Raw genomic sequence first — 22,026 nt, 5'->3', positions numbered from 1 at the left:
GCGCGAAAGGACGAGGACGATACGGGGCGGTCGGATCAGGCGAAACGGAAGGTGTTCATGCCGGGAAAGACGGCCGCCTCGGCGAGTTCTTCCTCGATGCGGAGCAACTGGTTGTATTTGGCCGTGCGATCGCTCCGGCAGGCCGAGCCGGTCTTGATCTGCCCGGTGTTCATCGCCACGGCGAGGTCGGCGATAGTGGTGTCCTCGGTTTCGCCCGATCGGTGGCTGATGATGGCGGCGAACTTGTTCTTGTGCGCCAGTTCGATGGCGGCGAGCGTCTCGGTCAGCGTGCCGATCTGGTTGAGCTTGATGAGGATCGCATTGGCGCACCCCTCGTCGATGCCGCGCCGGAGGAAAGCCGTGTTCGTCACGAAGATGTCGTCGCCGACGAGTTGGACGCGTCGGCCGAGGGATTCGGTGAGCATCCGCCAGCCCTCCCAGTCGTCCTCGGCCATGCCGTCCTCGAGGGAGATGATCTGGGGGTACTGGTTGATCCAATCCTCCCAGAAGGCGACCATTTCCTCGGAAGAGAGTTTCCGGTCCGGATTGCTTTTCCAGAAGACGTATCGTCCGTTCTGGTACATTTCGCTCGTGGCCGGGTCGAGGGCGATGTGAAGGTCTTCGCCCGCTTCGTATCCCGCCGCGTTGATGGCTTCGAGAATGACCTCGATGGCTTCCTCGTTCGAGCGGAGGTTCGGAGCAAAGCCGCCCTCGTCCCCGACGGAAGTGTCGTAGCCTTTCTTTCTGAGCACGCCCTTGAGGTGGTGGAACACCTCGACGCCTATGCGAAGCGCGTGGCTGAAGCTCTCGCCGCCGGTGGGCATGATCATGAACTCCTGCATGTCCACGTTGTTGTCGGCATGGCGGCCGCCGTTGAGGATATTCATCATCGGTACGGGCAGCTCGTGCGCGTTGGTCCCGCCGACGTACCGGTAGAGCGGCAGGCCCAGGGTCTGTGCGGCCGCCTTCGCCGTCGCCACGGAGACGCCGAGGATGGCGTTGGCCCCGAGCCGGCTCTTGTTCGGCGTGCCGTCGAGGTCGATGAGCATGTCGTCGATCTCGATCTGTTCGAGCACACTGAAGCCTTCGAGTTCGGGGCCGATGATTTCGTTGACGTGCTCGACGGCCTGATACACGCTTTTGCCGAGGTAGACGTTTTCGTCATGGTCGCGCAGTTCGACGGCCTCGTGCTCGCCCGTGGAGGCGCCGCTGGGAACCGCCGCGCGCCCGACGACGCCTTCTTCGGTCATGACTTCGACTTCAACCGTGGGGTTGCCGCGGCTGTCGAGGATCTGTCGGGCGCTGATATCTAGGATAAGAGACATGGAGTATGCGTTCGCTTGAAAAAGATGAGAGCGGAGAAAAGGAACGTGGGGAGACCGGACCGGAAATTCGCCATCCCCCGGCGCAATAACAAGGGGCGGCCGTTCAGGATTCTGTAAAGGTCGCCGGCGGTGGGAGCGGTTCGTCCTCCTTTGCGTCGCGTTTGAACCGCATTTCAGGGCCTGGGTCAGACACCTCTCTATAAAAAAGGCCGGTGAGCGACGCGCGCCCACCGGCCTGAAGACCGACGATGATGCCGGAATCAGCGGACCGTCGTGGTTTCGTTGATCCACTCGTAGCACCCGTAATTGATCGTGTACTTGTCGCCTTCGTTCCAGCCTTTGAAGAACTTGTCTTCCGCCGTCGGATAGAACCGCCGGATATTCTTGATGCGCTGGTTCGCGATGTTGGCGACGGACGGATCGCGGGCCTTGGCGCGTTCGAAGTAGTCGGTGGCGAGCCAGTATACGGCGCGGTCCTCCCGCTCGAACGAGCCGCAGTTCTGGACGGCCTGCACGTAGAGGTCGCCGATGGCGATCAGGGCGAGGCCGTAGTTCGGGTCGGCCTGGAGGGCCTTCCGGAACGCCGTGCGGGCGCGCGAGAGCCGCCCTTCCTGCTGATGGGCGATGCCGATGTTGTAGTAGACCTCGCGGGCGTTCTCCTTGCCGTCGTCCAACTCGAGCGATTTCTGATAGAGCCGGATGGCTTCCTCGGTGTCGCCGTCTTCGAGACGCATCTTGCCGAGAATCCGATAGACGCGCGCCGTGGGTTCCTGCTCCTTCAGCTTCTCGCCCATCTCATACATCTTATCGCGCATGCCCTCCTCCTTGTACAACTCGAAGAGCTCAGTGATAATGTCCATATCACCGGGTTTTTTCTCGAGCTGTTTTTCGAGGAACTCGATCCGTTCCTCCGGCGAGGTGAAAATGGCTCCCCGGAACTCCGTGATGCGCGCCATGATGTCCGGGTCGTCGCCGCGTTTTTGCTCGACTTCTTCCATGAAGTCGATGGCGGCCTGTTTGTCATCTTTGCTCAGATAGTCCCGGATGATGTATTCGATGTAGAAAAGCTGGGTGCGTTTGGGGTCGAGTTCCCAGGCCTTTCGGAAAAGAACGGCCACGCTGTCGATCATTTCGGGCAAGTCATCCCGGTGTTTCAGAATGAAGTTGCCCTTGTCGCGTGTCCACTCATACTCGTCGATGGTGCCCCCAATGTCCTTTATCGTGGGCACGGCCTTGTCAAAGATCATCAACGCGGAGTCCAGATAGGCGCGCCGCGTTTGCTCGTCTTCGGCGGCCATGGCAAGCTCTTCATAGACCTTCACCGCGCGATCGAAATTTTTGTCGGTGTTACGGGAAAACCCCGGAGCATGCTTCAGAATCCAGCGGAGATTCGGAAGCGCGCCTTCGTAATTGCCGTTTTTATAATCTTCGTAATAGAGGCTGTAGTGGATGGCAATTTCTTGCTTCGTGGGCTTTTCCTCGTTTTCCGAAGTCTGTGCGCGGGCGCTCAGTGCGGGCATGATCATCGAGAGCAAGCCCAGGAAAAAAGCCAGACGGAGGCTGTAATATCTGTTTTTCATCGTAATCGTGTGCAGTTTGGGGAGGGCTAGACTTTATAGACACGGAGGACCTAGCCGAGTTTCCGTTTGGCGAACCAGAGCTCTCCAAAGTTAATGCTTGCGCCGATTCGGAGAAAGCGCTCTCGGACCAACCCGAAGTCGGTAGTGCCTCGTGTGCCCAACTCGAAGTTGATATCAATCCGCGTGCCGGGATGCAACGTGGGAAAGCTGAATCCGCCGGTGAGGGCATACGTGCCGATCGTGACGTCGGGTCTCGGACTGGCATACGAGCGGTCGTAGTAGAAGCCGAGCCGAAGCGCCGTACGCTTAAGATACGACGCCAGAAGATCGTGTCCCGCGGGTAAGAATTCAATGCCGCCGGAAAGACGAAGGCGGTCCTGGAAGGATCGGCTGCCGTCGGGCGCATAACCGGGGAAGGTGAAGTCGCTTTCGAAGGAGCTCCAGTTTTCGTATTGCGCGTCGACGATAAAGGTCCAGCGCGTTCCGGGTTGATACGCAGCGCCGACGCCGAGACTGAAGGGCAGGTCGGCCTTGCCGGAGATGTCGTTTCCGAGGGTGTCCGGGGCGGCGCCTGAGCCGAGGGTGCGTACGCGCTTACCGGTCAGCGTCACCGGCAGCGTGACCGTGGCGCCCAGGTTCAGGGCGTCGTTCGTAGAGAAGGCCTTCGGCAGGCGCACGAGTATGCCGAGAGAACCCGTAAAACCGGAGAGCCGGGTGGCGTTCGTGACCACGGCGTCTTCGAAGAACGGGTTGAGGAACTCCGTGCGGCGCGTGTCTTCGAGGATGCCGAAGATGAAACGGCCGGTCAGACCTACGGCGACGAGGCTGCCGGCTTGCCAGCCGAGGCCGCCGACGATTTGCTGAAGCCCCCCGTTGCCCTGGTAGCTGATCTCGTACGAGGTGGTGTCGAGAACCGCCGGGTCGGCGTTCAGAAAACCGTTGGTCTGCACGCGGTAGCTGACCCGGGAGTAGGGCACGAAGCCCAGTCCCATCCCGAGCTTTTGTTTGAGGAGGGGAAAACTGACGTGCAATCCGTTGAAGAAGCCCGAGGTGAGGCGGCTCGTTTGATTCGAAGCGTCGGTGGCTTCGACCGTCTGATAGAGCATGCCGCCGGTCACCCGCGTCAGGATCTGCGCCCCCCACGACGCCGGATTGTTCAGGTTGAGGGCATTGTAGGAGGGAAAGCCGAAGCCCCCTCCGCCCATGGCCTGCAGCTGCGAGGAAGGGAACGTGCGGAGCTCGCCCAGACCAAAGCGCGAGTAGATCGAGCCGTCATTGGAGCGTTGCCCCTGCGCCGTCGAGGCGAAGAACAGGAGACATCCGAAGATCAACAGGCCGCGCCGACCGGCAAGGCGTAATGATCGACTCGGCCTTGTCGGAGGATTGGACGGGCGAAAAAACGTCCCGGTGTTGCTGTGATTCATGAACCTGCGTCAGGTTGCTGGATGATCGAGGGGGCGTGAGGAAGGAACGGGCGGACCGCTCAATTGTCCGGAGGCGTCAGGGTGAGCACCGCTTCCGGACGCTGTGGACCGGAGCCGCTTCGATAGAAAAGGGCCGCGTTGATGGTGTTGTTGTCCGTGGGGACGGTCAGACGGAAGCGCTCGAACGTAGACTTTCCGAGGACCATGCTCTGGACGATGTTCCGAAGTCCGGATGCTTCGAAACGATATCGACCATCGGCGTCGGCAGAGGTGCGGATGAGTTCGAGCGCCGGGCCCGCATCCGTGATGCCAACGAGTGAGAGGTCGCCGAGACGAGGACGCACGAAGCCGGGGGGCGTCTGCGCCGCCAACGTAAGTGTATCCGTCGGAAAAAGGAAGACGGCGCGACTGACGGCGGTATCCCTGATCGAGTCCGCGAGAAAGTCGAAAGACACGTCGATGCTGGTGCCGACGCCGTCTTGCAGCGCAAGGAGGTCCGGTCCCAGGTCCGGCACGTCGGTGCGCGCAAGGGTGCTCAGGCTCTTGGCGATCGTATAGGTGGCCGTTTCGCCCCCCGAGACCACGATCAACTGCGCGCCGACGGCGGAGAATCCGACCACGGCGTTTCCCTCGACGGGCTCGAACTGGAACCCGTGGAAATCGTCGTTGAAGTTCTCGGAACGAAGCTCGGAGCTATGGGCATCGATCCAGGCGCCCGGTAAAGCGATCCCGACAAGCGAGTCGGTGGGGGCCACATTGAACTCCGTGACGACCTCCGGCGCGGCTTGAATGACCGTGTCCGCCGTCGAGCCCGCGGCGTCCCATTCGTCGGGGATGTCGCGCAGCGCCAGCGTAAGGACGCGGGACGTATCGCCGTACGCGTAATCCACTACGAGCTGCAGGGTGGCCTCGGTGATTTCTCCGTTGCGAAAAACGTCGGTGATTCCGGCAGGCTCCCGAAAGTCGAGGTTTCCGGTGGCGACGATCGTTCCGAGGAGGGGATCTTCCACCCGACCCGAAAGGGTGCGCAGGATCTGGGTCGTCGTGCCGGTGATGTCGGTGATGGGTTCGATCTCGAAGACGGAGGGCGGCAGGTTGACCACGACCGGATCGCCGCCCTGATCGCCGATGAGTTCGATGCCCACGTTGGAGGGATCTTCACAGGCCGTCGTGAAGGCGAGGAGAAAAAGGACCAGGGTGGAGAAGACAAAAGGACGAGGCATGGGCAGGCTGTTCACAATATCGCCGAAAGGGTTGCGCCTCCCGATAACGAACCGGATGCGTGGAATCGTATGAGAGGCGGAAGCATAGTAAAAACCCCACGCGACGGGTGTCGATGGGGTTCTTACGTTAAGCAGGAGGGTCTATGCCGAAGCCCGGTATCAGGTTTCAGGCAGGCACGCCGTTTGACACTTGTTCATAAACGGAGACGGCTTTCGCGCACATATCCTCGGCTTCTTCGCCAAATTGCGGAGCGCCGTTGACCGGCGAGAGCGAGGGCGGGTAGATGACGGCGTCGGTGAAGTGAAGCCCGATCTCTACCGGCGACTGGCCGACCGTCTCTTCGGGGAGTCCCAGATGAGCGGATTGCTCGGCCGTGAAGCGGGCTTCAAAATTGACGGTTTCCGGGGTATAGACGATTTTCACGTTTTCAAACAGCGGATCGGAGGCGTACTCGGTGCGGAGCAAAAGGGGCGTCAGACCGCTGATCCATCCGAAGGCGTGCACCACGTCGGGCGACCAGCCCAGCTTGCGGATCGTCTCGAGCACGCCGCGGGAGAAGAAGAGCGCGCGTTCAAGGTTGTCGGGGAAGAGTTTGTCCTGCTTGTCGGAGAAAATTCCTTTCCGCTTGAAATACCGGTTGTTGTCCATGAAGTAGACCTGAAGGCGGATGCCCGGAATCGAGGCCACTTTTACTTTCAAGCTCTCAGTTTCGTCCCCCATAGGGATTTCCGCGCCGGAGAGGCGGATGACTTCGTGCAGGCGGTTCCGACGTTCACTGACGATGCCGTAGCGGGGCATCATGATGCGGGTTTCGAAGTCACCCGTCTCGTGGAGATGCTCGGGGAGCGTACGCGCCAGTCGGGAAAGTTCTGAAGCGTGCGTGAACGGGGCAACTTCACCTGAGACGAAAAGAGTCCTCATCGCGTTTGTCATGCTTCTGGTCATTAGGTTAGCGGGATACGCAATCGGTCGGTGCAGGGCACGGGGCGATACGGTTCCTCAAGATGCTTCGCCCGGAAGAATCATCCGGAGGCCCCGGGTTGGTGCTCTTTTGAAGGCGCCGCATTCATGCGGAATCGGGATTTCCACGGTAAATCCTGCATTGTGAGGAGTCGCGTGTTTTTGTAATGCAAAACTAGCCTTATAATTTAAGAAGATAAGCTCACTTTTCCAAGAGAAGGGTGTTTTTGCAAACGGTGCTTTTCCGATGAGCAGGCACGGGAGTATTCCGAGCATCGGCATCTTTAGCGGCGACCGGCGGCGGGGCCCGGGATGCTCGGGAGGAGGCTGAGAGCCGTGATTGTTTCTGGTTACCGGTATGAAGATCCGAGGTTCCTTTTCGGGGAACGGCCATAATGCCGTTATTGCAAAAAAAGAACCCTGGCATGAAAAGGGCGTAGGACTCGTGAGAACCGAACGTAGGGGCGCCGTCATGTCCGAAAAGCACGCCGACATCCAACCCGAAGCAAGCCTGTCCGAACCTCCGGAGCGCCATGCCTTCGTGCTCTTCGACGGCGTGTGCAACCTGTGCAACGGGAGCGTAAACTTCATCATCGACCGCGACCCGGACGGTTATTTCAGGTTCGCCTCCCTACAATCGGAGGAGGCGGAGGCGATTCTGCAGCGCGCGGGGGCCACCGGAGCATCGCTCGAAAGCATCGTGCTCGTGGAGGGGGACCGGATCTATCGGCGCTCCGACGCCGTCCTTCGCATCGCTCGCAGGCTGAAAGGAGCGTGGCCGGCGCTCGCCGTGTTCTCCGTGGTTCCCCGCCCGATCCGCGATCGGATATACGACTGGATTGCCCGGAATCGGTATCGCTGGTTCGGCAAACGCGATTCGTGCCGCATCCCGACGCCGGAACTCCGATCCCGCTTCTTGTGAACGGATGAGCGCCCGTCGAGCGAAAGGAGAGCGGGACTATTCCTGTCGGTCGAGCGTCTTTTGCTGGAGCAGTTCGAAGTAGCGCTTGATCAACTCTTCGTAGTCGGGCGCATAACCGCTTTCGAGTGCGCGAAGAAGGTCCCGGCGCAGCTTTTCGGCTTCCTCGGCGGGCGTCAATTCTCCCGGACTCGGACGTGTGAACGTTTCTCCCTGGCGGCTTTCCCGTTTCTTTTCGCGTCCCCGTTCCTGGAGCGACCGGGTGGCGTCGAGGAGACGCGTCAGGATCTGTTGTTGGCGCTGAACGGTCTTCCGGTTGAACCGTTTCTGTTGGAGTTCGCGGATGGTCTCGTCCATCTGTTCCGCAATCCGGTTCAAATCCCCGAGCACATTGTTGCGGAGGTTGCGGTCGCGGCTGAGCTGACGGAGCTGGTTGCGGATCTGTTCCTGCTGTCCGGCAATCTGGCGGAGGCGATCCTGCATGTCCTGCGTGAGGCGGTTGCCCTGCATGTCGTTGAGCAACTGCTGAATCTGTTGATTGAGTTGCTGTTGCTGGCCCGCCATCTGCTGCATCTGCTGGATCATCTGCTGCATGGACATGCTGCCTCCGGAGCCGGAAGAGGCGTTCATCATCTGGTTGAGGAGGTCGGAGAGGAGGAGCGCGAGTTCATTGAGCTGAGTCATCGCGCCCTTCTGATGTCCACTGGCGCGCCGGGCGACGCGGTCGGCCATGGCCTCGGTGGCCGCCCCCATCTCACGCAGCGCTTCCCCGGAATGTCGCTGCACCTCGCGAGTCATCTGGGGGATCTCCCGGGCCAGGGATTGCAGGGAATCGACGACGGTGCTCAGGCCCTCGCCCAGTTCGACCTGCCGGTGGGCGTACTCACGGAGCAGTGGGCTGTCGGCGGAGAGGCCGCGCACGTCGCGGCGCAGGAGCTCCTGACGCTCCGAAAGGGTCAGGACGTCGCTCAGGGCCTGGCGAAGGCCGGCAAGGTTGATCTGCATCTGCTGGCTCTGCATACCCTGCTGCATCTGCTGAAGCTGACTCTGCATTTGCTGGAGCTGCTGTTGCATCTGCTGCTGTCCCTGCTGAGCGGGTTGCAGTTCACCGTTCCGGAGCTGTTCGGCGTTCTTCTTCATCTCTTCCGGCAACGCCTGTTGCTCCATCTGTCGGCTGAGCTCTTCCATATCCTGCTTCGGCGCGTTGCGAAGCTCCTCCATCTGTTCCTTCAGCTCCTCGATGCGCTTTTCGATAGCCTCCATCTCCTCGGCAGACCGCTCTTGTTCCTGCGCCAGCGCTTCCCGCTCCTCCGCGTTTTGTTGCTCACCGCCCTCTTGCGGCTTGCCTTCTTGATTTTCGCCTTCCTGGTTTTTCCCCTCCTGATTTCCCCCTTCCTGGTTTTCGCCTTCCTGGTTTTCGCCTTCCTGGTTTTTCCCCTCCTGATTTTCGGCCTTCTGAGTATCCTTATTCTCAGCATCGCCCTCCTTTTCAGGCTCATCTTCGAGAGGCGACGGGTCCTCTTCGGGCTGTTCCTGTAGCTTCCCGGTTTCTTCGGCCAGACGTTCCTCTTTCCGAGCGAGTTCTTCCATGCGCCGGGCGATTTCGTCCAGTCCCTGCTCCACCTTCAGTTTCTTGAACAACTCGAGCGTGCGTTCGAGGCGTTCCTGATATTGCTCTTCATTGAACTGAAAGTTTTCGATGGCCTGCTGCATCTGCTGGAGGTTCAGGTTTTGCATGGCCTCCTGAAGCTGCTTCAGCGCCTCCATGAGCTCGGGCGAATTGATCTCCTCGGCGACCTTCTGGAGCTCCTCGAACTTTTGCAGCGTTTCCTCACTGACGAGGTCGTTTTCCTCCATGCGAGCGGTCGCTTCCTCGATCTGTGAGGTCAGTTCTTCGACGCGCTGTTCCATCTGGCGTTGGCGTTCCTGGAGCTGCTCCACCTGCCGCTGATCTTCCCAGTCGGCTTCCGGTTTCCGTCGCAGTTCGTCGCGCAGTTCCTCGAATTGCTTTTTGACCGTATCGGCTTCGCGCATCAGGTCTTCGAGGGTGCTCTCGGCCTGATCCTGTGTCTCGCTCAGGTTCTCGTATTGCTCGGCGAGCGAGGGCATGCGCAGTCGATGCGGCGGCGTTTTGGCCGATTTGTAGCCGGCCACGGCGTCGTTGTCCCACACCGCCACGTAATATTCGATCACGTCGCCGGGGACGGGGTCGAGGGCCGTGGTCTGCCGGAGGAGCCACGCATAGGTGATTTCCTGGTCGAGCAGACGGGGGGCGTCGAGCGGGAGGTCGAAGTGGGAAAAGGACTCGTCGGGTTGTCCGAAGCGGCTCTCGGCGAGGCGGTAATAGAGGCGCAGGCGCGCGAAGCCGAAGTCGTCGGCGATGCGGAGCCGGAGGGCGGCGCGCATCTCCTCGTTCAGTTCGGTGAGCGGTTCGGGTTCGAGGAGCACGACGGCGGGATAGGCGTCGGGGACGAGCGTGATTTCATACGTGATGGGCGCTTGGTTCTCGATCCCCCGGTCGTTTCGGAGCAGCACCTGATAGCTGCCTTCGCGGCGGAGCGTGAACGATCCCGTTGCGCGATCGGCGTCGAGCGCGAGTGTGTCGAGCGAGCCGTCATCGAAGCGGAGGAAGGCCTCGGTCACCCGTTCGCCGCCGAGACGGACGTCGAGACGGACCTTCGTGCCGGGCAGCGCCGCCACGTCGCCCACGTTGGGTTCGAGGCGTTGGGGCGGGATGCGCGTGTAGGCGGGGTACTCGAGCGCTACCTGCAGCCCGCGCACGAGGGGCCGCTCTTCGATGGTGACCGTGTGCCAGGGGCTGCGTACCCGACCGGCCGAGACGCGGTACCGGAGCGACCGCCGCACGTTGACGAGCGTATGCCGGAAAACGCCCGTCGAGTCGCGTCTGAGGTCGAGGGTCTCAATGGGGGCTTCGTCGAGGTAGTTGAGCGAGAGGGTGATTGCTTCCGGCGCGCTTCGGCCTTCGGTGCGGGCCGTGATCTCAAGGGAAGCGCCTTTGACGAGCTCGACCGAACCCGGATCGACGAGAAACGAGAAGGGGGCGGGCCGTTCGAAGGAAGCGCCGGGCGAAAGCAGACGCTTCGAGGCGTCGAGAAAAGTTGAGGGGGCGGCGATGAGGAAGACGAGGAGCGCAAGCACGGGCCAGGCCGCAAGGCGTGCCGCGCGCCGGGCCCGGTGGAAGTCTTCGACCTGTTCGAACGGCACGGACTCTACCTGTCGGCCCAGCATCTGAACCGCACCCTCGACGAGCGCATCCGGGGCCGACGTGTGCCGCCCGGAGGCCAGTTGCAGGAGGTTTACCAGCCGGTCCGAGACCTCGGGGAAGCGCGCCCCGATCCGCCGGGCAATGCCTTCTTCGGAAGGGCCGGGCAACAGGCCGGTGAAGCGGAGCAGGGGCAATAGCAAGAAAAAGACGAACAGCCCCGTGGCCGTCAGCACACCCGTCCAGAACACCACCGCGCGCACAGACCCATCGAGCCAGAATCCCGCCTCCAGCGCCACCGAAAGGACCCAGTAGGCCGAGAGGATGCCCAGCATAAGCACGAGGCCGAACAGCGCCTCTGCGAGCGTCATACGCCGCATGGCCGCGCGCAGGCGTTGCCGGAGACGCTCGACGAGTTGAAGGGTATGCTCGCTCATACGGCGGAAGGGCGTGGGTTAAGGCAGCGGTGACGTACACGTGTACCCGAGCCCTATACGGGTGTTTCAGGGGCGCCCGTGGAATTACCGGTCCCCAGGGGGCGCGTACCGTCGGGTCCGTTCGGTCAAAGCAGGAGCACGACGACGCCCACGCCGATTTCCGCGAGGATGAGGAGCACCACGACGAGAATCTGAAACCCGGAAAAATGACGCGGCGGCTCGAAGGCGCGACGCATCTCCTTCGCTTTCACGAAACCATTCCGCTCGCTCTGGATGATGCTCCATACGTTCATAATCAAGGACAAACCGAGCAGAAAGGTGAATTGCTGGAACGTAAGCACCACGAGAATGCTCACCATGGAGCATATCACCACACACCAGAAGATGATGTGGGTCATGTTCTTGACGAGGCTTTCCACCATAAGGGACAAGTCGTAGGATGTTGATCTTTAGAGAAAGGTGCGACGCCAGGTTTCGACGAGCTTACGCCGCTGGAATCGACAATGACCGTACGGGAATGCTTGGGTGGGGATACGTCGGTCAACGCCGAAACGATAACTGTGAGCGAATGTTCGGGGAAGCGAGCGGCATAGGGTCCGCACAAGTAGGGGGAGCGTCGTGGGTGGGGATTGAAACGCCTGCCATCGAGGAGTCTCCGGACAAAATCTGATTTCCTGACGCCTCCATGGCAGCGAAAAACATACTGACCGGGGAGGGCGGAAACAAATTCTTTACCTGTAAAAATCCTTTGAAGGCGCCGCGGACTTGAACCCGTACGGTGCGCTTAGTACGTTCCCTTCATTCCGGCGGCCCTGGAAGCGTGGGTTTTTCCTGCCGAGAGAGACCGCTGCGAGTCTTGCCCTTCCCTGTTCCTCGAGTTATCCAAACATTATCCATATGGACGAAATTATTGCCATCATTCTCGGAGGCGGCGCCGGCACGCGGCTCTTCCCACTCACGAAGCACCGGGCGAAACCGGCGGTGCCGCTCGCAGGCAAGTACCGCCTCATCGACGTGCCGATCTCCAACTGCATCAACTCCGGCATTTCCCGTATTTTCGTCCTCACGCAGTTCAACTCCGCCAGTCTGAACCGTCACATCGCCCGCGCCTATCGGTTCGACCGCTTCCGACAGGGCTTCGTCTCGATCCTGGCGGCCGAGCAGACCCCCTACTCGAAGGACTGGTTTCAGGGCACCGCCGACGCCGTACGTCAGAGCATGATCCACGTAGCCAACTTCCGCTACGACTACGTGCTCATCCTCTCGGGCGATCAGTTGTATTCGATGGATTACCGAAAAATGGCGGCGCATCACAAGGAACACGAGGCAGACATCACCATCGCCTCGATCCCCGTCACGGCCCGGGAGGCGCCCGGTTTTGGCATTTTGAAAACGGATGCGGATCACTTGATCACCGAGTTCTATGAGAAACCTCCGGCGGAGGAACTTGCTGGGAAGGAGAGTCCGGTGAGCGAAGAGATGCAAGCTGCCGGGCGGGTATTTCTGGCGTCCATGGGCATCTACATTTTCAGCCGTGGAGTGCTGCGGGATTTGCTCGCCGACCATCCGGAGGCGCATGACTTCGGGAAAGAGATCATCCCGAGCGCGATCCGGAAGCGACGGGTGGTCAGCTATCCGTTCTCGGGCTACTGGAGCGACATCGGAACCATCCGCTCCTTCTACGACGCCAACCTGATGCTTGCCCAGCGGCACCCGCAATTCGACATCTACAACCCCAAACGGCTCCTCTATACGAACGCCCGCATGCTGCCGCCGGCAAAAGTCCAGAATTCGTACATCCAGGACTCGATCATCGCTGAGGCGAGCATCATCGTGAACAGCCAGATTACGAACTCGGTCATCGGACTGCGCTCGTACATCGGCAACAACACCACGATCAAGGATACCGTGTTCATGGGGGCCGACTACTTTCCCTGGCATGATGTGTCGCTGCGGGATCCGGTCGAAGGTCCCGCCCGGCCCGGTGTGGAGGAAGAGTCGTATATCGAAGGGGCCATCATAGACCGGAACGGAAGCATCGGGAAACGATGCGTGATCAAGAACCGGGAGCACGTGCAGGAGGGCGAGGGACCGAATTTTTACATCCGGGACGGGATCGTCGTCATTCCCAAAAACGCGGAGATCCCGGACGACACCATTATCTGAGCTGCCTTCCGGGCATGGACGAATGTGCCCGGCAAGCCGGAACCTTCCGCGCGCCGTTGCGCGGCCCTTGAAAAAAGCGTGGAATTGCTTCGAAGGGGGTGCTCCCCAGGCTGAAGTTGGGGATATTCCGACCCGAAGCGGAACGCTTTCGAACGCACACTCCAAGACTTCCCTGTCGCATCCTTATCGCATCACGATGAAAACACGCGCCCTTCAGTCCATTCCCACCCTCGCGATTCTCCTGTTTGTCGGCTTTGTGCTGACCGGTTGCCGCACCTATGGCGGCTACGGCTCGGAAGAGGCTGCCGTTGCTCAGATCCATCAGGCCAACGAACGGTTTGCGAAGGAGCTGGACCGGGCGCGCTCCGATGCCGAGACCCTTCAGACCCTCGCTTCCGCCCATCGCAACCTGATCTCGTACGTCGAGGAATATCAGCGGGTCGTAGAGAAGCATGCGGCCCTGCTCGAAGCGCATCGGGCCGCGTACGACCGGCTCAAGGACGGGGCCTCGTATCGGGCGGCGAGCCGGGCGCTCGGGGCGGTCGTCTCCGAACAATTCCTCGTGCACGACGGGTATCGGAGCGTGCTCGAAGAGATGCTCGGCCTGAGAGAAACGCTCGAAAAACGCGCGGCTTCGGCCCATTATCAGAAGGTCCCGCCGTATTATCGCCGGATCGAAGAACAAATCTACAATCCCACGGTGGCCCGGGTGGCGGCGGCTTTCGGTGGGTGAAACTCGGTTGAGAAAGTCCCGCATACGGGGTGGAACAGGGGGGGGCTTGAACAGTTAGGGTGGTCCGGCAAGGACGTGCCCGCCGCCCGATGATGGACAGATCAGCCGAGACCAATCGATCGTGATAAGAAGCAAGAATCCTCGCGCCGAAGGGAGGGCGGCGCATGGGCGCCGGCGCGTGTTCGTCCGACGGCGTCTCCTTTCGTGCTTCCTCCTTTTTTTCGCCGTTCCGTTTTCTGTGCATGCGCAATCGGGGACGAACGAGGCGGATTCTCTTCGTTCGTATGAGTTGGCGGAGATCGTGGTGGGGGCCGAGGAGGTGGAGGCCGTCCCCCCGATGACCATGCAGAAGGTCTCTCTTGCCTCGCTCGTACGGGAAGACGCCGTGTCGGTCTCCGAAGTGGCCCGGCTGATCCCTTCCGCCTTCGTTCAGACCAACTCGCGGGGCGAGACGCTCGTCTACATTCGCAATGCGGGGGAACGGCAACTCGCCCTCTTCTTCGACGGGGCGCTCGTCAACGTGCCGTGGGACAATCGGGTAGATCTGAGTCTCATCCCGGTCGGCATCGTGGGGGGGATGACCGTCGCCAAGGGCGTCCCGTCCGTGCTCTACGGCGCCAACGTGATCGGTGGCGCGGTGAACATGACCTCGCGCTCGCTCGGACGTTCCGGCCGTTTCGCCGAAGCTACGGGCATGGTGGGTTCGCACGGCTTCCGCCAGGGTATGGCAACGTATCTGCTCTCGAAGGGACGCTTCAGTTATGCAGGCTCGGCTGGATATGCCACGCGGAAGGCCGTAGCGCTGCCTGATGGGGTGGATCTGCCGTACAGCCAGTCGGATCCCGATCGTCGAACGAATACCGACCGAGACCTTTTCACGCTTTTCAGTCGCGGCAGCCTTCGGTTCAGGAACGACGCCGAGATCGGCCTCTCGGTGCTTCACGTCGATGGGGAAAAGGGGGTGGCGCCCGAGAGTCATCTCAATCCCGAAGTGGACCGCGTGCGCTTCTGGCGCTATCCGACCTGGCGAAACACCATGCTCATCTTCAACGGCGCGATGGGGCTCGGGGAAGGCGGGCGTCTGCGCGGGGCCGTGTGGGGCAGCCGCTTCATGCAAACCATCGAGCAGTTCACGTCCGTTGCTTACGACCGGATCAGCGACCGAGAAGAGGATGAAGATGTCACCTTCGGCTCGCGCCTCATTTATCGGCGGCTTCTGGGAGACGGCGCGCTCAGTCTCTCCCTGAACGCGCTCACGTCCACCCACCGCCAGCGTGACACGGCCTTTGATGATGCCGGACGGCCCGATCTCGGCCCACGCCTGGTCTACCGGCAGAACATTTACAGCTTCGGCTCGGAATACGACATTCGGTTCGGCGAACGCTTCGACCTCGTCGTCGGCGCCGGCCTCGACGGCATCGCTACGCCGCGCACCGGAGACAAACCGCCCCGCGCGCCCACTTTCGATTACGGCGTCACCTCGGGGGTGGTCTATACGCTCAACGAAACGCTCTCGCTCAAAGCGTCTGCCGGGCGAAAGGTGCGCTTCCCCACCATGCGCGAGCTTTTCGGAGCGGCGCTCCGGCGTTTCCTCGTGAATCCGAATCTCAAACCCGAATCTTCCTTCCTCGGGGAGACGGGGCTGGTTCTGCATTCGGAAAAAGTGGCCGGCGAGGCAATCGTCTTCCTGAACCGCACCTTCGACACCATCGATCAGCGACGGACGGCGGACGGACGGCGACAGCGCATCAACCTCGACGGCAGCCGGGTTTACGGCATCGAGTTGGTGGGAACGACGACCCTCGTGCCCCGGTGGATGCTTCAGGGCCATGTCACGTGGATGAGGACTCGGGCCTTCGTCGATGACGGCCCCGACCGTCCGCTCGTAGAAAAACCGGAGTGGCTCAGCACCCTGACGCTGACCTACAACGCGCCGTGGGGGCTCTCCCTCACGTTTCAGTCCGTCTATACGGGCCGCGCCTATGCCCTCGACGAGGACAATACCCTCGAGCCTCTGCCGACTTCGCTGGTGCTCAACGGGCGACTGGCGTATCGCCTGTTCCTGCCCCGACGTCAGATCTTTGCCGAGTTCTTCGTTCGTGCCGATAACGTGACGGACGAAGCGAGCCTTCCACAACTGGGACTACCCGGCCCGGGACGTGAGATGCGCGGCGGCGTCAGCATTTCCCTGTGACCTCGTTCCTTGTGCGATGGAGAGCGGCATGCGATCGCCTGCAGGCGCGAGCGAACCCGTCTGAGCCTCAACTCAGGGCGAGTAGACCATGGAGGCCATGAATTCCGTCACGCTCGTTCGCCTGGCCTCGATCAATTCGATCAATTCCTGCGTAGTGACTTCGGAAGAGCGCGCAAGGATGCGGAGCGCCGTCTTGGCTTCGAACCGCAGGTTGGTGTTCCCGGGGTTCATGCACAACTGTTCGGTAGCCGAGGCCGCCACGGATACGGCCAGGGCGATGACCCGAAGCTTCGGCTCTTTGATGTGGCCGGGCGTCAGGTACGAGCGGACGACCTGCACCACACTCGACGGAAGATGCCAGTGATCGACGGCCATGCCGCCGAGCAACGAGTGGTCTACGCCGAAGAGCGCACGCTCGGCCTCGGCCGTCGGCATAGTCCCCGGTGCGCAGCCTCGCCAGAGACGTTCGTATTCGGCGGGCCGATTGTGGAGCAATACGAGACGGCCCGAAGCATGGAGGATCCCGGACGTGAACGCGATTTCACGGTATGGAATTTTCAGGTAATGGGTCAGTTCGAGCGCATAGGAAGCCGTTCCCACACTTGCCTGCATGATTTGCTCGAAGATATTCGCCTGCATCCGGGTCTTGACGACGTCTCGGAGGCTCATCATCGCGGAGGCGAGGACAATATTGCAGACCTCCAGGAAGCCGAGCAGGCGCACGGCCTTGGTGACATCGCTCACGTGCCGACGGACGCCGAAATAAGCGGAGTTGATTCGCTTCAAGACCGAAGCGGCCATCACCGGGTCGTTGTGGATGATCTCGGTGAGTCTCGGGGTGTCGGGGATGTCGGTTTGCTCGGCAAGGAGCGTGGACACTTCCTTTACTGTCCGCGGCAGAGGAGGGAAGCGCAGATCGAGATCGGGCACTTTTTTCTTGCGCTCTGCCTTCAAGGACGTTCTTGTCGGGGTCGTCATTTTGCTTCCCGGCGGGCGCCGTGGCACTGAAGCCGCCATTCAAATAGAGTGAGAAAAAATTATGGTGGCGGGAGCGGTGTATGAGTGAGTGATCTCTCGTACCTGTCCGGTAAAGAAACGGGTGGGGCCGATACTTTTATCGGCGGATAAGGAGAATAACTAAGCGACCCCCGTGTTCATCTTTTCGGAGCGAACCCGAAACTGACTGTAAGCCCGGGGCGGGGCGACGAAGAGACGGGACGTGTCCGCCCATGTTTCCTTGAAAAGGGCGCTTTTGCGGTACTGATCAAGGGCTTCAGGTCCGGTCCAGTGGCTGTAGGTCGTAAGGATGTTGGGGTATCGCGCATCCCGCCAGAGTTCGAGGTGGAGACAGCCTTCGAAGGACTGGATGCGGGGGGCAACCCTTGAGAAGAGCGTGTGGAAATCTTCCACCCGGTCAGGGTGGAAGGTCATGCGGACGAGGCGGATGAGCACGAGTGCGACGTGGATTTGGTGAGGAAGCCTGTGGGCGGATCCAAGATACCCGGAGCCGGTCCTCACGCACAACCGGTTCCGAGCAAAAACTGCCCGACGGGGCAAGAGAGGCACCGCCCGTTCCGGCATCGCGTGCGGTAGAGTTGGTGCAGACCCTGCGTCTGGAGGGCGTCTCCGGAGGGTGCGCCGAGCGCATCGAACCGGCGGGTGACTTCATTCTTTTCCGGGGGGAGCGAGCGCAAGACGTCGAAGATCCGCGCTTCGAGGGCCGGGTCGCCGCGCTGATCGGCGAGAAGGAGCAGGACCGGCAGGGCGGCGTTGACGAGCAGCGCATCCACGCGGGATGCGCCGAGGGAGGGGTTGCGGGGGCGCGCGGCCCTCTCCAGGCGGACGTGGCGGTCCCAGAAGGACGGGGGACGGACGAAGAGCGCGCTTCGAAGCGCTGCCGCCGGAGCGGGGGCGTCGAGCGCGGTGAGGAGGGCGCCGAGGGGATCGTGGCGAAGGAAGGACCGGAGGAGCGCCGTTCCCTGGGCGATACGGAGCGGGGGGAAGTTGGCCGGGCGCAGCCGAAAGAAACGCCATGAAGCCCGCTCCATCGGTTGGACCGGCAGGCCGTGTCGGAGTCGCTCGAAGCGCTCGTGGAGATCCATCACGTAGTCGGCGGTTTCCCGGTCCGCATCGAGGAGGTCGGCCGGCGCAGGGAGGAGTCCGGCCGTTCCGAAATGGAGCGCTTCGAGGTCGCGCGGGTCCTCGATGCGGCGCATCCGGGCGAGCGGGAGACGGCGGGCGAGCTCGGTCATCGGAGCGGCGTTCCTGGCGTAGCCGAGCGCGGCAAAGAGGCGTTCGTGGAGGAGCGCTTCGAGGTCCGGCGCGGCGAGATAGCGTGCCTCCAGCGCCCGGCGTCGCGCTTCCATGCGCTCGAGGGCCAACCGCTCGATCCAGGGGCGAGAGACGGAGGCAAGCACACGGGGCCAGGCGGACTCGCACGGGAGTTCGTCCTCGGCGCGGGTGTGGAAGCGGTGGAGGAGGCGGTGGAGCGGCGCGTCGAGGTGAGGGAAAAGCGTGATTTCCGGAATCACGCTGCCGTCCTCTCGCAGCAGCCCGCCCGTCCACAGGTCGGCGAAGAGCGTGACGTGGAGAATGACGCCGTTGTACCGGGCATCGCGATGATGACGGTGTTCGAACCACGCACCCGAAGACACGTGGATCTCGACGTCGCCCGCCCACTCGATCTCTCCCATGCGCAGGCGCGCGCCGGAGAAGTCGGGGCCGGCGTCGGGGTTGAGCGCGCCGGGCGTGATGACCTCGACGGCCCGTCCGTCCGAGGTGTTCAACGCCTCCGGAGCGAAACGTTGTGTGCGCCAGAGGTCGTGCACGAACGCTTCGGGAACGGCGCGAGGCGAGGCCGGCGGCTCGTGGAGCGTGACCTCGAAGACGGCGTCCCGGCAACCATAGAAATGATGGGGAAGCTTCAGCGCGGGGCGTTTTTCGGAGGGGGGAAGGGAGACGGACATGACATTTTTCGGTCAGCGATGGGCATTTCATATAAAACACATGAGGGACTCCGGATATAACCTCCCGCTTCGAAAAAAATCCATCGTCGCGGGATGGGCATAAACAGGATTTTTCGGACGTTCGAAGGGACCGGGATCAAGCGATTGGATCGAGGACAGAAGGGGTTTCCGGCTCCGTGCCGGGCTTGTGGAGACGCCGTGGAGAGGCCTTGCCCGGTCGAACATTTGGACCAGGGCCGCGTTTAGAATGGGCTATTTCTGAAGGCAGGAGATTCGAATGATCGAACCAATTATTTCCCTCATACACGCGCACGAGCGCTTCGTCATCACCACTCATCTTCGCCCCGACGGCGACGCCGTCGGCTCCGAACTGGGGCTGGGCCGGTTGCTCAAAAAACTTGGCAAATCGGTTTCGATGATCAACAGCGACCGTCTCGCCTACAACCTGAGCTGGCTCCCCGGAGTCTCCGACGTGGAGGTGTTCGAAGGATCGCTCAGCCAGCGGGAGCGCATTGCCGGCGCGGACGTCATCTTCGTCGTGGACACGAACGGCGTCGCGCGCATCGGCAAGCTCGGGCAGGCGGTGCGCAACAGCGAGGCGGTCAAGGTGCTCATCGATCATCATCCCGGCCCGGAAGACTGGTTCGATCTCATGCACCGCCGCGAGTCGGCGTCCTCAACGGGTGAGCTCGTCTATGAGATCATCACGGCTCTGGACCCCGGTCTCATCGACGCGGAGATAGCCACGGCCCTGTACACGGCCATCATGACCGACACCGGCTCGTTTCGGTACAGCACGGTCAACGCGCGGGTGCACCGAATCGTGGCCGACCTGCTCGAACGCGGCGACATACGGCCCACACCCATTCACACCGCACTCTTCGATACGCGAACCGTCGAGGGGCTGCGTCTGCTCAGCCGCACGCTCGACACGCTCACGCTCCGGTATCGCGGACGCGTCGGCTACATGATCGTCTCGCAGCGGGCGCTCCGAGAGACGGGTGCGGACGTCTCGGAGACCGAGGGCTTCGTCAACTACGTGCTTTCCATCGAGGGCGTGGAGGCGGCGCTGCTCTTCACGGAGACCGAGCGCGGCACGAAGGTCAGCTTCCGTTCGAAAGGCACGGCGTTCGTGCACGAATGGGCGCAGCATTTCGGCGGCGGCGGGCATCGCAATGCCTCCGGAGCGTTCATCACCCGCTCGCTCGAGGAAACCATCCGGGAGGTCATCCGCGCCGCGCCCCGGTTCCTCGCCCTCGAAGATGAGGCGCCCGTAGAGGATGAGACGCTCTCTCCCGAGGATGAGGCCTATCTTTCTTCACTGCTCGACATTCAGTCAAAAAAATCGCCATCATGAAAGTATCCGTCACAACGATTCCGCTTCGAGAGCTTGACGTCGACCTGCTGTTGATCCCCGTGACCGAGGACAGGGTGCAGGCGGCGCTTGCCGAGCTCGAAGAGGTGTTCGGTCCCTCGGCAGGCCGAGCGGCCGCCGATTTCAAGGGGACGCCGGGCAGCGGCGTGCTGATCTATCCGGAAACAGCGAATGCCCGGCGCGTAGCGCTGGTGGGCCTTGGGGCCGCCGCCGGCGTCGACGCCGAGCGAGTCCGTCGTTCCGTGGCCGAAGGCGTTCGCTTCGTCGAGACGGCGAAGGCCGAGACGGTCGGTATCTCCGCGCCGGTGCTCGCGCTCGACGCCGAGGTGGTGAGCCAGAGTCTCATCGAAGGGTTCATGCTGGCCGCCTATCGATTTTTGCGGTACAAGACCGACGCGAAGCAAGCTTTCTCCGGGCCGGAACGCATCGTCCTCCACAGTTCGGATCAGGACAAGACGAGCCGTCGTGGGGCCGAGCGCGGACGCATCCTCGCCGAGAGCGTCATGTCGGCGCGCGACCTCGTCAACCTCTCGCCTCATGAAAAGACGCCCGTGCTTTTCGCGAAGGCCATCGAGCGCTCGGCGAAGAAGTACGGGTATGAAGCCGAGGTATGGGACAAAGCGCTCATCGAAGCGGAGGGGATGGGCGGTCTCCTCGCCGTGAACCGGGGGAGCGTCGAGCCGCCCACGTTCACCGTGCTGACCTGGCGGCCGGAGCACGCCGTCAACGAGCGCCCGGTCGTGCTTGTGGGCAAAGGCGTCGTCTTCGACACCGGCGGGCTTTCGCTCAAGAAGACGGAAGGCTCGATGGAGTACATGAAATCCGACATGGCAGGCGCGGCGGCGGTCGTCGGCGCAATGGAGGCCGTCGCGAGGCTGGAGACGCCGGTCTACGTGGTGGGCCTCATCCCGGCCACGGACAACCGCCCCGGCGGGAATGCCTACGTGCCGGGCGAGGTCGTACGGATGCACTCCGGCACGACCGTGGAGGTGCTCAACACCGATGCCGAGGGCCGGATGATCCTCGCCGACGCGCTCTCGTATGCGAAGACCTATCGCCCGGAACTCGTGATCGACCTGGCCACACTCACCGGAGCCGCCGTGGTGGCCCTCGGCAACGAGTGTGCCGCCGTCATGACGAACGACGCCGAGACCGCCGCTTCTCTCGAAGCCCTGCGCGCCTCCGGCGACCGAACCGGCGACCGCGTGCACCCGCTCCCGATGTACGAAGAGTACGGAAAACTCATCGAGAGCAACGTCGCCGACATCAAGAACATCGGCGGGCGCGGAGCCGGGTCGATCACCGCGGCGAAATTCCTCGAACACTTCGTCGACTATCCGTGGATCCACATCGACATTGCCGGGCCGTCGTTTCTGAAAGAGCCGAAGCCCTATCGACCGAAAGGGGGGACCGGCTTCGGGGTGCGTCTCCTCGCCGATTTCCTCCGGGGGTACGCCCGCCCGCGCAAATCGTGACGAGCGTCGGTGAGCGGCGGCAGGG

At 61.9% G+C, this 22,026-nt stretch carries 16 protein-coding genes; 6 read left to right on the top strand and 10 right to left on the bottom strand.

Features of this window, described 5'->3' with window-relative positions; translation table 11 throughout:
• Positions 1–35 precede the first annotated feature (35 nt).
• The 5 genes from eno to AC1HIY_RS09815 all read right to left on the bottom strand — a co-directional run bounded on the left by eno (position 36) and on the right by AC1HIY_RS09815 (position 6,474).
• Positions 36–1,325, bottom strand: a complete 1,290-nt coding sequence (gene eno / locus AC1HIY_RS09835; RefSeq protein WP_479576554.1) for a phosphopyruvate hydratase — start codon at positions 1,323–1,325, stop codon at positions 36–38.
• Between the two features lie 260 nt (positions 1,326–1,585).
• On the bottom strand, positions 1,586–2,905 hold the full coding sequence (locus tag AC1HIY_RS09830) for a tetratricopeptide repeat protein (protein WP_479576553.1): 1,320 nt from the start codon (positions 2,903–2,905) through the stop codon (positions 1,586–1,588).
• A gap of 50 nt (positions 2,906–2,955) precedes the next feature.
• Positions 2,956–4,329, bottom strand: coding sequence for a BamG family beta-barrel-assembly machinery protein (gene bamG / locus AC1HIY_RS09825; protein WP_479576552.1), 1,374 nt, complete (start codon positions 4,327–4,329; stop codon positions 2,956–2,958).
• Positions 4,330–4,388: 59 nt separating this feature from the next.
• The gene (locus tag AC1HIY_RS09820) at positions 4,389–5,552 is read right to left on the bottom strand and encodes a hypothetical protein (RefSeq protein ID WP_479576551.1); all 1,164 of its coding nucleotides are present in this window, start codon (positions 5,550–5,552) and stop codon (positions 4,389–4,391) included.
• Positions 5,553–5,718: 166 nt separating this feature from the next.
• A complete protein-coding gene (locus AC1HIY_RS09815; RefSeq protein WP_479576550.1) occupies positions 5,719–6,474 on the bottom strand; it encodes a glycogen/starch synthase in 756 nt (251 codons plus the stop codon).
• A 511-nt stretch (positions 6,475–6,985) separates the two neighbouring features.
• On the opposite strand from AC1HIY_RS09815, the gene AC1HIY_RS09810 reads away from it, so the two are divergent.
• Positions 6,986–7,435 (top strand): thiol-disulfide oxidoreductase DCC family protein, encoded by a 450-nt coding sequence (locus tag AC1HIY_RS09810; protein WP_479576549.1) that lies wholly within the window; start codon positions 6,986–6,988, stop codon positions 7,433–7,435.
• Positions 7,436–7,471: 36 nt separating this feature from the next.
• On the opposite strand, the gene AC1HIY_RS09805 is transcribed toward AC1HIY_RS09810, so the two are convergent.
• Together AC1HIY_RS09805 and AC1HIY_RS09800 are read right to left on the bottom strand one after the other, a co-directional pair.
• Positions 7,472–11,092 carry a coiled-coil domain-containing protein gene (locus AC1HIY_RS09805; RefSeq protein WP_479576548.1) on the bottom strand — a complete coding sequence of 1,207 codons (3,621 nt, stop codon included), beginning with the start codon at positions 11,090–11,092 and terminating at the stop codon, positions 7,472–7,474.
• Between the two features lie 125 nt (positions 11,093–11,217).
• A complete protein-coding gene (locus tag AC1HIY_RS09800; RefSeq protein ID WP_479576547.1) occupies positions 11,218–11,490 on the bottom strand; it encodes a hypothetical protein in 273 nt (90 codons plus the stop codon).
• Between the two features lie 499 nt (positions 11,491–11,989).
• Between AC1HIY_RS09800 and AC1HIY_RS09795 the strand changes: the two genes are divergently transcribed.
• The 3 genes from AC1HIY_RS09795 to AC1HIY_RS09785 all read left to right on the top strand — a co-directional run bounded on the left by AC1HIY_RS09795 (position 11,990) and on the right by AC1HIY_RS09785 (position 16,185).
• Entirely contained in the window at positions 11,990–13,258 is a 1,269-nt protein-coding gene (locus AC1HIY_RS09795; RefSeq protein WP_479576546.1) for a glucose-1-phosphate adenylyltransferase, read from the top strand.
• Positions 13,259–13,454: 196 nt separating this feature from the next.
• On the top strand, positions 13,455–13,991 hold the full coding sequence (locus tag AC1HIY_RS09790; RefSeq protein WP_479576545.1) for a hypothetical protein: 537 nt from the start codon (positions 13,455–13,457) through the stop codon (positions 13,989–13,991).
• A gap of 238 nt (positions 13,992–14,229) precedes the next feature.
• The gene (locus AC1HIY_RS09785) at positions 14,230–16,185 is read left to right on the top strand and encodes a TonB-dependent receptor plug domain-containing protein (protein ID WP_479576544.1); all 1,956 of its coding nucleotides are present in this window, start codon (positions 14,230–14,232) and stop codon (positions 16,183–16,185) included.
• 72 nt (positions 16,186–16,257) lie between these two features.
• Here the strand turns inward: AC1HIY_RS09785 and AC1HIY_RS09780 are convergent, their stop codons facing one another.
• From AC1HIY_RS09780 to AC1HIY_RS09770, 3 genes are all read right to left on the bottom strand, one after another.
• Positions 16,258–17,163, bottom strand: a complete 906-nt coding sequence (locus AC1HIY_RS09780) for an HDOD domain-containing protein (protein ID WP_479576543.1) — start codon at positions 17,161–17,163, stop codon at positions 16,258–16,260.
• Between the two features lie 159 nt (positions 17,164–17,322).
• The gene (locus AC1HIY_RS09775; RefSeq protein ID WP_479576542.1) at positions 17,323–17,637 is read right to left on the bottom strand and encodes a putative quinol monooxygenase; all 315 of its coding nucleotides are present in this window, start codon (positions 17,635–17,637) and stop codon (positions 17,323–17,325) included.
• A 62-nt stretch (positions 17,638–17,699) separates the two neighbouring features.
• Complete coding sequence (locus AC1HIY_RS09770; protein WP_479576541.1) at positions 17,700–19,151, bottom strand: DUF2851 family protein; 1,452 nt, start codon at positions 19,149–19,151, stop codon at positions 17,700–17,702.
• 277 nt (positions 19,152–19,428) lie between these two features.
• On the opposite strand from AC1HIY_RS09770, the gene AC1HIY_RS09765 reads away from it, so the two are divergent.
• Both AC1HIY_RS09765 and AC1HIY_RS09760 read left to right on the top strand, forming a co-directional pair.
• Entirely contained in the window at positions 19,429–20,508 is a 1,080-nt protein-coding gene (locus AC1HIY_RS09765; protein ID WP_479576540.1) for a DHH family phosphoesterase, read from the top strand.
• Positions 20,505–22,001, top strand: coding sequence for a leucyl aminopeptidase (locus AC1HIY_RS09760; protein WP_479576539.1), 1,497 nt, complete (start codon positions 20,505–20,507; stop codon positions 21,999–22,001). Before AC1HIY_RS09765 ends, AC1HIY_RS09760 begins: the two co-directional genes overlap by 4 nt.
• The last annotated feature ends 25 nt before the right edge of the window (positions 22,002–22,026 follow it).

It is taken from the genome of Rhodocaloribacter sp., assembly GCF_056451265.1.
The sequence above is the reverse complement of the archived record's forward strand: the minus strand, read 5'-3'. Positions and strand labels throughout refer to the sequence as shown.